5 protein-coding genes are annotated in these 13,941 nt (G+C 65.3%); 4 read left to right on the forward strand and 1 reads right to left on the reverse strand.

The genetic code is table 11. From position 1 onward, the window contains the following. The first annotated feature begins 232 nt into the window (after nucleotides 1-232). Nucleotides 233-7,087, forward strand: a complete 6,855-nt coding sequence (locus ACQVFL_RS05640) for a polymorphic toxin-type HINT domain-containing protein (RefSeq protein WP_431728844.1) — start codon at nucleotides 233-235, stop codon at nucleotides 7,085-7,087. Next, on the forward strand, nucleotides 7,087-7,389 hold the full coding sequence (locus tag ACQVFL_RS05645) for a hypothetical protein (RefSeq protein ID WP_431728845.1): 303 nt from the start codon (nucleotides 7,087-7,089) through the stop codon (nucleotides 7,387-7,389). Before ACQVFL_RS05640 ends, ACQVFL_RS05645 begins: the two co-directional genes overlap by 1 nt. A gap of 2,061 nt (nucleotides 7,390-9,450) precedes the next feature. Here the strand turns inward: ACQVFL_RS05645 and ACQVFL_RS05650 are convergent. Continuing rightward, nucleotides 9,451-10,572, reverse strand: a complete 1,122-nt coding sequence (locus ACQVFL_RS05650; RefSeq protein ID WP_431728846.1) for a GH12 family glycosyl hydrolase domain-containing protein — start codon at nucleotides 10,570-10,572, stop codon at nucleotides 9,451-9,453. 361 nt (nucleotides 10,573-10,933) lie between these two features. Between ACQVFL_RS05650 and ACQVFL_RS05655 the strand changes: the two genes are divergently transcribed. Next, nucleotides 10,934-12,040 carry an FAD-dependent monooxygenase gene (locus ACQVFL_RS05655; RefSeq protein WP_396697847.1) on the forward strand — a complete coding sequence of 369 codons (1,107 nt, stop codon included), beginning with the start codon at nucleotides 10,934-10,936 and terminating at the stop codon, nucleotides 12,038-12,040. 117 nt (nucleotides 12,041-12,157) lie between these two features. Then, nucleotides 12,158-13,915: an aa3-type cytochrome oxidase subunit I gene (gene ctaD / locus ACQVFL_RS05660; protein WP_396697845.1), complete on the forward strand. Its 1,758-nt coding sequence runs from the start codon at nucleotides 12,158-12,160 to the stop codon at nucleotides 13,913-13,915. Nucleotides 13,916-13,941 lie beyond the last annotated feature (26 nt).

A 13,941-nucleotide genomic window follows, 5' to 3' on the forward strand; every position in this document is an offset into this window, starting at 1 on the left:
GCGACGTCTGCCCACGTACGACCGTTGGGGCAGACGTAGGGCCAACGTCTTTCGAGTCCTTCTCTATTTGGTTCTCCGGCGTTTGGGATCAACCGTTGCCGGACGGCCGCGGCATGAACGAATTCCCATCGGTCTAGCGCACCCTCGCCCGCTGGAGGCCATTGTGAAATCTGATTCGAGCGCACACCTGCTCCAGGGCCGACGATCGAGCCCGCACACCACCAGCCGACGCGTGCTGCATGGGCTGCTGGCGGTCGTGATGGTCAGCAGCACGGTGGTGGGATTCCCAGGGACGTCTGCGGCGCAGGCGCCTCAAGGAGCGGAGAAGTTGCCGCCCCAGGTCGAGAAGCTCGACGACGATGGCGGCGAACTGCGGACCAGAGCCTGGCCGTACGAGCCGCCGAGGAGAGTCCCGCCCCCGAAGCCGGACTGGCCGGCAGCCGGCAGGACGCGGGTGATGCTGCCGGATACCGCGCGAGCGGCCGGCGGAACGGTCAAGGCCGACTCTCTCCCAGTCCACATCGGCCGCGCCGAGGGTCCAGCCGGAGAGCAACTCGAACGGATCGACGTCGAGGTGATCGACCGCACGACCGTGCCTTCCGAATGGCGCGACGGAGTGGTCCTGCGCGTAGCGACGACCGATGGCGGGTCGTCGGGTACCGCCAGGCTGGCTGTCGACTACTCCGGCTTCCGCTGGGCATATGGCGCAGACTGGGCCTCCAGGCTGCGGCTGTGGCAACTGCCTGAGTGTGCGCTGACCGTTCCGGGGGCGCCGGACTGTTCCGCCGAGCCCCTGCACTCGGTGAACGAGACAACCGCATCGCGGGTGACCGCTGAGGTGCCGATCGAGGCTCTGGCATCCGGGCCGAGGTTCGGACGTCTCGCTCAAGAAGCCGACGCACCCGGCACGCTGGTGGCACTCGCCGCTGATGCTTCGGGACCGAGTGGTGATTTCGGCGCCAGCCCGCTGTCCTCATCAGCGACCTGGAGCGCCGGCGGCAACTCGGGTGACTTCTCATGGAGCTATCCGATGCGGGTTCCACCGGCCATCGGGGACCTCTCGCCCTCGTTGGGCATCTCGTACTCCTCGACCAGCGTCGATGGTCGATCGGAGGTGACCAACAACCAGCCCTCGTGGCTCGGCGAAGGGTTCGATCTCTGGCCGGGACACATCGAGCGTCGTTACGTCCCGTGCAGTGACGACATGACTGGAGGCAACAACGGTCGCAAGACGGGTGACCTCTGTTGGCGCACGGACAACGCCGTCCTCAGCCTCAACGGTAAGGGGGGCGAACTCGTTCACGAGGCCGGCAAGGGTTGGCACTCTCGCAACGAAGACGGCGCGAAGATCGAGAAGCTGACCGGCGGCGGTAACGGCGACGACAACGGAGAGTACTGGAAGGTCACCACGACCGACGGCACCCAGTACTTCTTCGGACTGCATAGTCCGCCAGGGCAGTCCTCAACGACCAATTCGACCTGGTCCGTGCCGGTGGCGGGAAACAATCCCAACGAACCGTGCTACAACTCCGGCTCCTTCACCAGTTCGTTCTGCTCCCAGGCGTGGCGATGGAATCTCGACTACGTGGTGGATCCACATGGCAACACGATCTCGTACTGGTACGCCAAGGACACGAACAAGTACGGCCGGAACCTGACCGCAACCGACGCCGTCTCGTACGATCGTGGTGGCCGACTGACCCGAATCGACTACGGCACCTGGGACCGAGGAGCGAGCGACCGCTCGGTCGCGCCGAAGGCGCAGGTCCTCTTCACTGTGGCTGACCGCTGTAGCGGGTCCTCCTGTGGCACGAAGGACGCTGCCAACTGGCCAGATACTCCCTGGGACCAGGAGTGCACCGGTAACAACTGTGACCGCAAGTGGTCGCCGACGTTCTGGTCGACCAAACGGCTTTCAAAGATCACCACACAGGTCTGGGACACCACGAAGGCGGTTCCCGCCTGGCAGGCGGTCGACTCGTGGACCCTCGGTCACTCGTATCCGTCAGCCGGCGACGGCTCGGAACATTCGGGACTGTGGTTGGACCAGATCGTTCACGCGGGTCACGTCGGTGGGACGGTCACCATGCCGGCAGTGACCTTCACGCCGACCTCATTGCCCAACCGGGTCCGTACCCAGAACAACACCAGCAACAATTGGCAGCGCATCGATTTCATCATCACCGAGGCCGGTGCCAGGATCGATGTCGAGTGGGATCTTCCCCAGTGCAGTTCCGGAAATGTGCCGACCGACGAACACTCCAACACCATGCGCTGTTATCCCGTGCGGGTGATCGACCCCGATGATCCAGCGGGCGAGAGAATGGTGACTGAGTGGTGGCACAAACACCGTGTGAAGTCCGTGTCCGAGTCGGATCTCCCGACGGATGTGACCGGACGCCAGGCACCACCGGTGTTCACCTACTACGAGTACGTCGGTGGCCCTGCCTGGCACTATGCCGACGACGACGGGTTGACCAAGCCGAAGCGTAAGACCTGGGACCAGTTTCGTGGCTATGCGACGGTCAAGACCCGGGTTGGTGACGTCACCGGTGCCCAGACCCTGAACGTCGCCACCTACCTGCGAGGGATGCACGCCGACCGGGCTGCACCCTCCGGGGGTACTCGCACGGTGACGGTGCCCGCTTCACTGGGAAGTGAAACCGTCCATGACCATGACCAGTTCGCCGGGATGGTGCGTGAGGAAACCGTCTACAACGGCAGCGAGTCGAAGCCGGTCAGCAAGATCGTCAACGTTCCCTGGCGGTCCACGCCCACCGCATCACGGACCATCAACGGGGACACCGTCATGGCCCACTACACCAACACCCGGGTCTCCTACAGCGCGACGGCTCTGGGCGTCGACGGTGCGGCCGGGTGGCGTACGACTCGGACCGAATGGAGCTACGACGACACGTACGGCACCGTGGACTGGACTCAGTCCGACGGTGACGTCGGCCGGACGGGCGACGAGAAGTGCACCACCTACCGCTACAACCGTGACCTCGACCGTAACCTGACCGGGACCGTCAAGCAGACGACGACAACGACCCTCACCTGTGGTCGGGCGCCCACCAGCCAGGACCACATCTTGTCCGACACCCGCAACTACTACGACGGGGCCGACAACCCCGACGACAAACCGATCTACGGCAACGTGACGCGCTCGGAGGCGCTGAAGGACTGGAGCGCTGCCGCCGGGACGGTCTGGCAGACCACTGCGCAGAGCACGTTCGACGCCTTCGGTCGGGTCGCCAGCACGACCGATCTCAAGGGTAACGTCGTCACCACCGCGTACACGCCCGCTTCGGGTGGTCCGGTCACCAAGGTCGCGACCACACGGCCAGCACCGTTCAACTGGACCGAGAGCACGCAGCCGAACCCCTACTGGGGCTCCACCGACGTCAGCACGGACCAGAACAACGGTCAAACGAAGATCGTGTACGACGCTCTGGGCCGGGTGTCGAAGGTGTGGCGACTCGGCTGGAGCTACACAGGTCACGAGAACTCGCCGTCAGCCGAGTACACCTACCACTTCGCGTCGAATCGTGGCTCCTACCCGTACGTGCAGTCGAAGGTTCTGAACGCCGGTGGCGGTTACCTGACCTCGTACCAGATCCTGGATTCACTGCTGCGGCCGCGCCAGACCCAGATGGCGGGCGTCGGCGGCGGACGGGTGGTGACGGACACCATCTATGACCGCGTCGGACGGCCGAGCAGCAGCTATCGGCCGCACGTCGAGCCGGGCAGCCCCTCTGGGGCGCTTTGGTTTGAGCCAGAGTGGTCGGTGCCAGCCGTCAACACGACCGTTTATGACAACGCAGGCCGGCCGACCGCCGAGATCCTGTTGGCTGGTAACGACGTCGACAGCCTGGTCGAGAAGTGGCGGACCACACGGTCCTACGAGGGCAACCTGACCCGGATCACACCACCGGAAGGGGGCACCGCCACCACCAGTGTCGTCGACGTCCAGGGTCGTACGGTCGAGCTGCGTCAGCACACCACCGCAGCCGGTGTGAGCGGTCCCTTCCAATCGACCTGGTACACGTACAACGGGAAGGACCAACTGACCAAGGTCGCCGATGACGTCGGCAACCAGTGGACCTACCGATACGACGTCAGAGGACGGCAGGTCGAGACCGTCGATCCCGACCGGGGTGCGACCGTCAACTCGTACAACGACTTCAACGAGTTGGAGAAGGTTCGCGATCCGAGGGGCGAGGAACTCTGGTACGTCTACGATGTGCTCGGCCGGAAGACGGCCCTGCGTGACGACTCGGCCACCGGAGCGCTACGGGCGCAGTGGAAGTACGACCGGCTGTACACCGGCTCGACCGTCGGCGCGAAGGGCAAGCTCACCGAGGCGTACCGCTACGAACCGGCAGGGTCGGCCAACATCTACAAGTGGATGGTCGGCGGCTTCAACAGCCGGTACCAGCCCACCAATGTGAACTACGTGGTCCCCGCCGTCGAGGGCGACGGACTGGCGAAGACATGGAGCTTCGGCTATGGATACTCGCCCTACGAGGGCAGTCCGACGACGATGACGTACCCCGAAGGCGGCGGTCTGACCAACGAAACCGTAACGACCGTCTACGACCAGGTCACCGGACTTCCCACGCAGTTGAATACAACTGGGATCGGTGTCGGCCACTATGTCGCGTCGCAGACCTACACGGTCTACGGCGAGCCGAACGTCACCACTCGGAAGACCACGAACAGCCTTTACGTCGAGGACGCCCGCTACTACGACGAGGCGACCCGTCGCATCAAACGAGTCTCCGTCAAACCGGAGTCCGCCACGGGCACGGTGTCCGACCGTCGCTACGACTATTTGCCCGCCGGCAACGTCACTTCGATCGCGGATGCTCCGGGGGCCGGGTCAGCCGACACCCAATGCTTCAACGAAGACCCGTTGGGCCGGCTGATCAACGCTTGGACACCGAAGGACGGTGTGAACTGTAAGGCCGTACCGTCGCTCGCCAACCTCGGAGGACCTGCGCCGTACTGGTTCGACTGGACGATCGACGCGGTCGGTAACCGTACGAAGGAGGTCGCTCGGAACCTCACGAGCGAGATCACCCGGGACTACACGCTGCCCACCGGAGGCACGAATGCGACGCGGCCACACGCCGTGACCGCGGTGACCACCAAGATCACCGGTGCTGCGGACGTCGTCACCCGCTACGCCTACGACAACGCCGGCAATACCGTCTGCCGGCCCACGTCGACCGGGGCGAACACCTGCCCGGCGGGCGGCGGTTCGCAAACCCTGGCCTGGGACGCCGAAGGACGACTCAGTTCCGTCAGCGTGGCGGGCAACACGGTGGCGACCAACATCCATGACGCCGACGGCGCACGATGGATCCGTCGGGACGCCACTGGCACCACTCTCTATCTGCCGGGCCAGGAACTACGGCGTGACTCCGGCGGTGGACTGACCGGAACGCGCTACTACAGCTTCAGCGGACAGGTCTGTGCCATGCGTACCGCAGCAGGCCTGACCTGGCTCTATGTCGACCACCAGGGAACCCAGCACGCGGTGGTGGCAGCCAGCACCCAGCAGGCGACGATCCGGCGGCAGCTTCCGTACGGTGCGCTCAGGACGAGCCCGGTATGGCCGAATCAGAAGGGCTTCGTCGGCGGCGACATCGATCCCACCGGTTTGACCAGTATCGGCGCGCGCCACTACGACCCGTCACTCGGCCGGTTCGTCTCGGTCGACCCGGTGATGGACCTGGCCAGCCCACAGCAGCATCACGGGTACTCCTACGCCAACAACAGCCCGATCAGCCTGTCCGACCCGTCTGGCCTCGACCCCGGGGGCGGCCAGTGTGTAGACAGCCCGTCGTGTAACCCGAATCCGAACTGGGGAAGCCCGCCGGGCGGAGGCAGCCCCGGTGGTGGCAGGCCAGGAGGCGGCAACCCTGGAGGCGGCAACCCTGGAGGCGGTGGCAGACCAGGCGGCGGCAACCAGGGTGGCGGCGGCAACTCAGGGCGAGGCGGCGGTAACCAGGTCACCATCGAACAGGTCATCAACAAGTACGGGTGCGACGAATTCGACACGTGCTGGAATGGTTGGCGCAGGGGCCTAACCTTCAACCAATTGCAAGAATCTCAGCAGATCGACGTGTTGCGGCGGACCATCTGCATCAACGACAAAGCCCTGTGCGACAAGATCCGAGCGGAGGAGAGTTCCGCTGCGCACGGTTTCCTTCTCAACCTGGGGCTTGAACTCTCCGGCTACAACGACGCTCGGGCATGCCTGGGTGGCGAGGTGAGCGGGTGCGCGTGGACGGCCGTGGGATTAATCCCAGTAGGCAAGGGGAAGGGAGCTCTCAAACTCGGCGACGAACTCGTCGACCTCGCCCAGGCCAGCCACCACAATCCGTTGAACCAACTCATCGCTTGCGGGCTGAAGAGTTTCAGTGGTGACACCGAAGTGTTGATGGCTGACGGCAGCACCAAGCCGATCAGGAACATCAAGGTCGGCGACATGGTGCTGGCAACCGACCCCGAGACCGGGGAGGACGGGCCGCGTGAGGTCACCCATGTCTGGGTGCATGAAGACCAGTTGGTCGACCTCAAGGTCGAGGGCGGCTCCCTCGCGACCACCGACGACCATCCGTTCTGGAACGAGACCGACCGGGAGTGGCAGGACAGCCAAGACCTAGACCGGGGCGACCACCTGCGCACCGCCTCCGGCGAGACGATCGCTGTCGTTGGCCTCGATCCGCGCACCACTGCACCGGGCCAGGCCTACAATCTGACCGTCGCGGGCATCCACACGTACTATGTGCTGGCCGGCACCACACCGGTGCTCGTCCACAACGACGGTGGAGAGCTCACGCCGGAGCAGTTGAAGTCCATCAGGTCACTTGAGGCGAGGATCGCTGAGCACCAGGCAAAGCTCGACGCCTACAGGGCTGACCCGTGGGCCTATGACAACCAAGGGTTGTTGAAGAATGCGCCGAACGACGAGGTCAGACAGCGTATCATCAATGGCCGAATCAACCACCTTGAGAAAGAAATCGGGGGCTTCCAGAAGCAGGTGGACAACCTAAAGTCACTTGGCGGTATGTGCTGATGTCGGAACCAGTTGTTCAGGTGAAGGTGGATGAGCTGCGGCGAGTGTTCGAGCTGCTCATGGCTCATATCGCCAAGAGCGGTGACGGGCGGTTGGCAACCTCTCGGGACTACTTTTGGTCGATACCGGCCGCCGACCGGTACGACGTCTATAAAGAGCCGAATGAGTTCACGATTGGGCAGGTTTCCGAGTCCTGGGATAACCTTCGGGAGATGCTTGAAGGGCGATCTGAGGCGCTAGGCTACGGGCTCGTATGGCTGGCAGACGTCTTGCGGGCAATTGGCGATGAGGCAGTCGGGTAGCGATTCTGCGACAAGGCGACCCTGGGCACCTGGCGGCATATCGACAGTCGTTTCCTGATTCGTGAAGTGTCATGGAACGCGGGCCTGGTGATCACGCCCCGTAGCGGAGGGATGTCAAAGTCTGCCGGTGTCCACTCGGGTTGCCGTCACGGGTGCCGTCACGCGAGCGGCTGCATCGACATATTTCGATGAGTTCTTGCCGGTTCAGGGTGGATGGGTGGATCTTCGGTGGCGTGCCGCGTAGCGGCGCGGCGTCGATCCCCGGGGCCACTTGCCGAGGGTGATCGGTGAAGGGATCGTCGCGGCCTCGGTTGGCGGGTTTGCCGTACTCCTGGGTAGCGGCCCGGTGTTGATGGTCGTGCGCGCGGGGCCGTAGACCGTAGCGCGTGCGCGCGGTCCGGCGTAGCCGGGTGCTTGATCCTGTAGAGCAGTTTTGAGCCAGTCGGATCTTGGTCGAGGGCCTTGGTCCGGCTGGCTTACTGCTTCGATGCCTGGAAGTGGGCCGAGAAATCTAAGTTCGAGGACTGAGTTACGCCGGATCACATTCGCAACTGGGCGAAGCTGGCGATGAGGAAGCCGATGGATGACATGAACCTCGGTACCGGTGCCGCACACCGGCACGTCCTGAACATTAAGAGTCGGCACCCGATTGGTTATGACGCGGACGGGAATGACCTACATTCAGTGGCAGTGTGGGTTAAGAATGGTGAGGTGGAAAGTGTCCACCCATACTGAGGTGCTCTGATGATAAACATGCAGGTGCGCTCTGAAGGGGGTGAGATCGTGGCGCGGGGTTCTACTCCGGGGTATCCGCTGGTCAGAGGCTCTAGCACAGATCGATCGAGAGAAGTTCCCCTGTCTCGGTGGACTGCTCCCATATGCGGACACCATATTCAATGAGCGACAGGCAGAAATGCTTAGGATGGAGGTGGCAAGTCAATCTGTGCGCGACGTCCTGGGTGGGGAAACTGCGTCAGACATAGAGGCGCTTTGTCGGCAGGTCGAAAACGGCTCCAATTTCTATCTATGGTTCCTCGGGGATTAGGTCAGAATGGGGCTGATGCGACCTCTTCGGCGCCGCCTTCATCGAAAGGTGAATCGGATGACTCGGCCACCGTCGTGTGCGTTTCCGGTGGGTGGGTCGATGAAGTAATGGAAGCCCAGCTCGACGTGCGGCGCCCATAACTGGATAGGTGTCTCGCGACGGAGTGGTGCTATCGCGTTGGGTGATGGCGTCACTCCGTCGTGCGCTTGAAGGTTGTAGTTGTGCGTCCCGGTTGATGTCAGATATATAGTACAAATGTAGATGCATCGATGTCATCGCGGCGGGCGTCACGGGGAGTGGCTCGCCGAAGGCTGCGCCCGCACCTCGACCACGACGCCGCCCGCCACGCCCTCGACCAGATCGACACCAGCGCCGCCGACGCCGCATCGACACCGTCGTCCGCTTGACCACCACCGGCAGCCGCTGACCCCTCGGGTCCTCGGGCCGGGCTGGATCGGAAGCGCTGCTGCGCGTGCACGTATGCTCCGGTTGCTGTCACGGCTGCTGTCAAAATCGATGTTCATCGATGCGTGGCGGTCAGTAGAGTTGATCATCTCCCAGCTCGGGGCCGCGATCCATACCGTGCTGCTGCCGCGATGGTCGTAGCCGCTCCACACGTACTATGTGATCGCCGACAGCACCCCGGTTCTGGTTCACAATTGCGGTGCTGTGGGCCGGCATCGGATTGACGGCGAAGCTCAATATCACATCATTGCCGGTAATCGAACAGGCGGCGGCCATAAATGGCCGGGGCGGCCAGGAAAGGCGCGCGTTCGGGTCGGTAACCGTGCGTAGTCAGCGACCGGGCCGGGTCGTCGTCGTTCGCTGGGGTTGCCGTCGCGGTTGCCGTCACCGAACCTTAGACCTCGATAGTCACCGATGGTTCTGCTTGCGTGTCGGGGCAGCCAGTTCTGCAGGCCCGACCGAGGTGGCAGAGTGACTCAGGTGGGCTGGATGTTAGGAAGGGTCCCCTCCTATGCACGAGGCGTTAGGAGGGGACCCTTCCTTGCATCAGGTTAGGAGCGGGAGCAGGTGGCGCCGTTGAGGGTGAAGTTGGTGGGGGAGGAGTACGACCCGCTCAGTGAGCCCTGGTAGCCGAAGCTGGCCGTGGCCCCGGGCGCGAGCGTGCCGTTCCAGTTGATGTTCCGGGCGGTCACCGAGGATCCGCTCTGGCTCACCGTGGCGTTCCAGGAACTGGTGATCTGCTGTCCGGCGGGCAGTGAGTACGCCAGCGTCCAGCCGTTGACGGTGCTCAACCCGGTGTTGGTGATCTGCACGTCGGCGGTGAAGCCGTTGTTCCACGAGTTGGCGGTGTACTTGACCGCGCACGCGCCGCTGCCCGAGGGCGGCGGGGTGGTGGTGGGCGGCGGGTTGGTGCCACCGCCGTTGACCGCGGCCGAGAAGTTGGTGACGGCCAGGCCGGTGCCGCCCTGCCAGGGCTCGAAGCCGGCCTGGATGCTGGTCAGGTACCAGGAGTTGGTGATCGCCCCCCGGTTGCGGGTGTCGTTGATGAAGGCCAGCAGGTTGAGGTTCGCGCTGCTGATGGCAGACGGCGACAGGTACGAGATGACGTTGTTGGAGCCGTTGCTGCCGCGCCAGACCTCCCAGTTCCGGCCGTCGATGTTCGCGTTGCCGACGGGGGAGCCGATGGGCTGGATGGAGCCCTGCCGGTTGAGCCAGATCATGATCTCCATCTGGTTCACGCCGTCGCGCTTGGGCGACGGGTCGAGCCAGATGTCGTACGAGGCGTTGTAGGTGGCCCCGCTGACGTACCGGTAGTTGATGCTGCTGGTCGCGCTGCTGATCTGGCTGACCTGGATGGGCAGGTTGGTGCCGGGGGAGCAGTTGGTGTAGTGGCAGCCGACGAAGACCGACGGGTACGCGGTGGGGGCACCGTTGGTCGGGCTGCTGCCGTTCTGGGTGGTGATCTCGAATCCGCTGCTGGTCACGTTGATGCACTGCTGGGCGGTGGTGCCCCAGCGGTTGTTCTGCACCACGTACCGGTTCTGGATCACCGTGCTGCCGTACTGCTCGCAGATCAGGGTGTCGGCGGAGGCGGTGCCGCCGAGGGCCACGGCGACGGTGGAGCCGGCGGCGAGCAGGCCGACGGCCGTGATGGCCCGCAGGATACGTCTCATGATGCTCCTTGCGCTGCGGCGTCAGGGACGCCGGGACGGTGTGCGAGTGGAGCGGTGGGGGTGCTCGCCGCCGGGGGTGGGTGGGCTCCGGGAGCGCTCCCATGTGCTCATCGTCACATTTACATACATGAAACAACGGGCGCAACTGGCCGGGGTGATTGAGGTGAATTATGACGTGTGTCACGTACGCGCCGATCGGGCGCCCGTAGACCCTCCAGCCGGGCGGTGGGCAGCGCCGTCGGGAGATGCGCCTGCGCCGAGGGATGTCCGTCGTGGGCTAATTGCCTCTGGCGTGCACCGATTGCGCCGAGTAGTGTCTTGCCTCCAACGCGTGCCGACCCCTCCGGAGGCGTACAACCCCATGCGTAGCTCCCCCCTGCGCATTCTCGTCGTCGGCGCGGGCATCGCCGGTCTGGCCGTGGCCCGGGCGCTGCGCCTGGCGGGCTTCCGGCCCGACGTGACCGACAAGGCGCCGCCGGGCGAACTCGCCGACGCCGGTCTCTATCTGCCGGGCAACGCCGCCCGCGCGCTGCGCCGACTCGACCTCGACGACCCGGTACGCCCCTACGGGCAGCTCATCCACCGCCAGCGCTTCCTGGACGCGGGCGGTGTGCCGCTGTGCGAGGTCGACCTCGACACGCTCTGGGCCGGCGTCGGCGAGTGCCGGGCCATGCCCCGTGCCGACCTGCACCGGGTCCTGCTCAGCGGCGCCGGTGGCGCGGTCCGGCACGGCGCCGAGGTCCGCACCATCGACCTGCTGACCAACACCGTCGGCGTCACCTTCGTCGACGGCACCCAGACCGAGTACGACCTGGTCATCGGTGCCGACGGCCCGCGTTCCTCGATCCGGGCGCTGGCCGCGCTCGGCGGCCCGCCCCGTCCCGCCGGTCAGGTGGTCTACCGGAGCGTGGTGCGGGACGGGCCGACGGTGCGGGACTGGACCGCGCTGCTCGGTCAACGCAGCGGGATCCTGGTGGTGCCGATCGGGGCCGGTCGGCTGCACTGCTACGCCGACGAGGCCGGCACCGCCCCGCCGGCCGACCCGAGGGCCCGGCTGCGCGAGCTGTTCGGCGACTACGGCGGACCGGTGCCCGAGGTGCTCGACGCGCTCGGCACGGTGCACGCCAGCGTCACCGACGAGGTCGAACTCGGGCGTTGGCACCGGGGCCGGGTACTGCTGGTCGGTGACGCCGCGCACGCCACCGCGCCGACGCTGTCCCAGGGTGCCGCGATGGCCCTTGAGGACGCGGTGGTGCTCGCCGAGTCGCTGCGCGCCGCCGGGAGCGTCGAGGCGGCGCTGACCGCGTACGAGAGCCGCCGCCGGCCGCGTACCCGGTGGGTGCGGGACCGGACCCGGGACCGCAACCGGACCCGCGACGTGCCGCCGGCGCTCCGCGACCCGCTGCTGCGCGGACGCGGCGACCGCATCTTCGGCGAGCATTACCGGTTGCTCCTCGGCCCGCTGTGATCCACGCCCGGTGACCCCACGCGGCGCTCTCACCTGCCGGGGACTATCCTCCTTGCGGATGACGGCCCGCAGAGACACGCGTGCCGAGCGGGACAACCCAGGAACCGGAGGCCCCTCGTGACCACCGTCGCACCGAAGCCGGTCGTGACCCGGCCCTGGCCGGTCCGGGAGCCGGTCAAGGGGTCGGCCATCGCGCGGCTGTTGCGGTCCACGGACGCGAAGCAAATCGGGATCATGTACATGGTCACCGCGTTCGTGTTCTTCATGATCGGTGGTCTGATGGCCCTGATCATGCGGGCCGAGCTGGCCCGGCCCGGGCTCCAGTTCCTCTCGCCCGAGCAGTACAACCAACTGTTCACCATGCACGGCACGATCATGTTGCTGTTCTTCGCGACGCCGATCGTGTTCGCCTTCGGCAACTACATCGTGCCGATCCAGATCGGCGCGCCGGACGTCTCGTTCCCGCGGCTGAACAGCTTCGCGTACTGGCTGTACCTGTTCGGTGGCACCATGGCCACCGCCGGTTTCCTCACCCCGGGTGGCGCGGCCGACTTCGGCTGGACGGCCTACACCCCGCTGAGCACCACCGAGCACGCCCCCGGTGTCGGCGCCAACATGTGGGTGGTCGGTCTGGCCATCTCCGGTCTGGGCACCATCCTCGGCGCGGTCAACCTGATCACCACGATCCTGACCCTGCGCGCGCCCGGCATGACCATGTTCCGGATGCCGATCTTCACCTGGAACATGCTGGTCACCAGCCTCCTGGTGATCCTGGTCTTCCCGTTGTTGGCCGCCGCGCTCTTCGCGCTTGCCGCCGACCGCATCCTCGGCGCCCACGTCTACAGCCCGGACACCGGCGGCCCGATGCTGTGGCAGCACCTGTTCTGGTTCTTCGGGCACCCCGAGGTCTACATCATCGCGCTGCCGTTCTTCGGCATCATCAGCGAGATCATCCCGGTCTTCTCCCGCAAGCCGATCTTCGGCTACAAGGGTCTGGTCGCCGCCACCATCGCCATCGCCGGCCTGTCGATGAGCGTGTGGGCGCACCACATGTTCGCCACCGGCCAGGTGCTGCTGCCGTTCTTCAGCTTTTTGAGCTACCTGATCGCCGTGCCGACCGGTATGAAGTTCTTCAACTGGATCGGCACCATGTGGCGCGGCCAGATCAGCTTCGAGACGCCGATGCTCTGGTCGGTCGGATTCCTGGTCACCTTCCTGTTCGGTGGTCTGACCGGGGTGCTGCTGGCCGCTCCGCCGCTCGACTTCCACATGCACGACTCGTACTTCGTGGTGGCGCACTTCCACTACGTGCTCTTCGGCACGATCGTGTTCGCGGTGTTCGCCGGCATCTACTTCTGGTTCCCGAAGATGTTCGGCCGGATGCTGGACGAGCGGCTCGGCAAGATTCACTTCTGGTTGACCATGATCGGTTTCCACACCACGTTCCTGGTGCAGCACTGGCTCGGCAACGAGGGCATGCCCCGGCGTTACGCCGACTACCAGGCCATCGACGGCTTCACCACGCTGAACATGATCTCCACGATCGGCGCGTTCATCACCGGTATCTCCACGCTGCCGTTCATCTACAACTGCTGGAAGGCGTACAAGGCCGGTCCGGTGGTCGAGGTCGACGACCCGTGGGGCCACGGCAACTCGCTGGAGTGGGCGACCACCTCCCCGCCGCCGCTGCGCAACTTCGACCGGATGCCGCGAATCCGCTCCGAGCGTCCCGCCTTCGACGCCAAGTTCCCGGAGTTGGCCGCCGGGCAGAGCCTGGCCGGCCCGCCCGAGGGCGGCTCCAAGCCGCTCACCAGCGAGTCCGACGGCGGTGCCAGCTACCAGGAGGACACCTCCAGCGACCTCGATCGCCGCTGACACCACCGCACACACCACGACGGGCG

The sequence above is a fragment of the Verrucosispora sp. TAA-831 genome, assembly GCF_050780145.1.
Lineage (GTDB): Bacteria > Actinomycetota > Actinomycetes > Mycobacteriales > Micromonosporaceae > Micromonospora.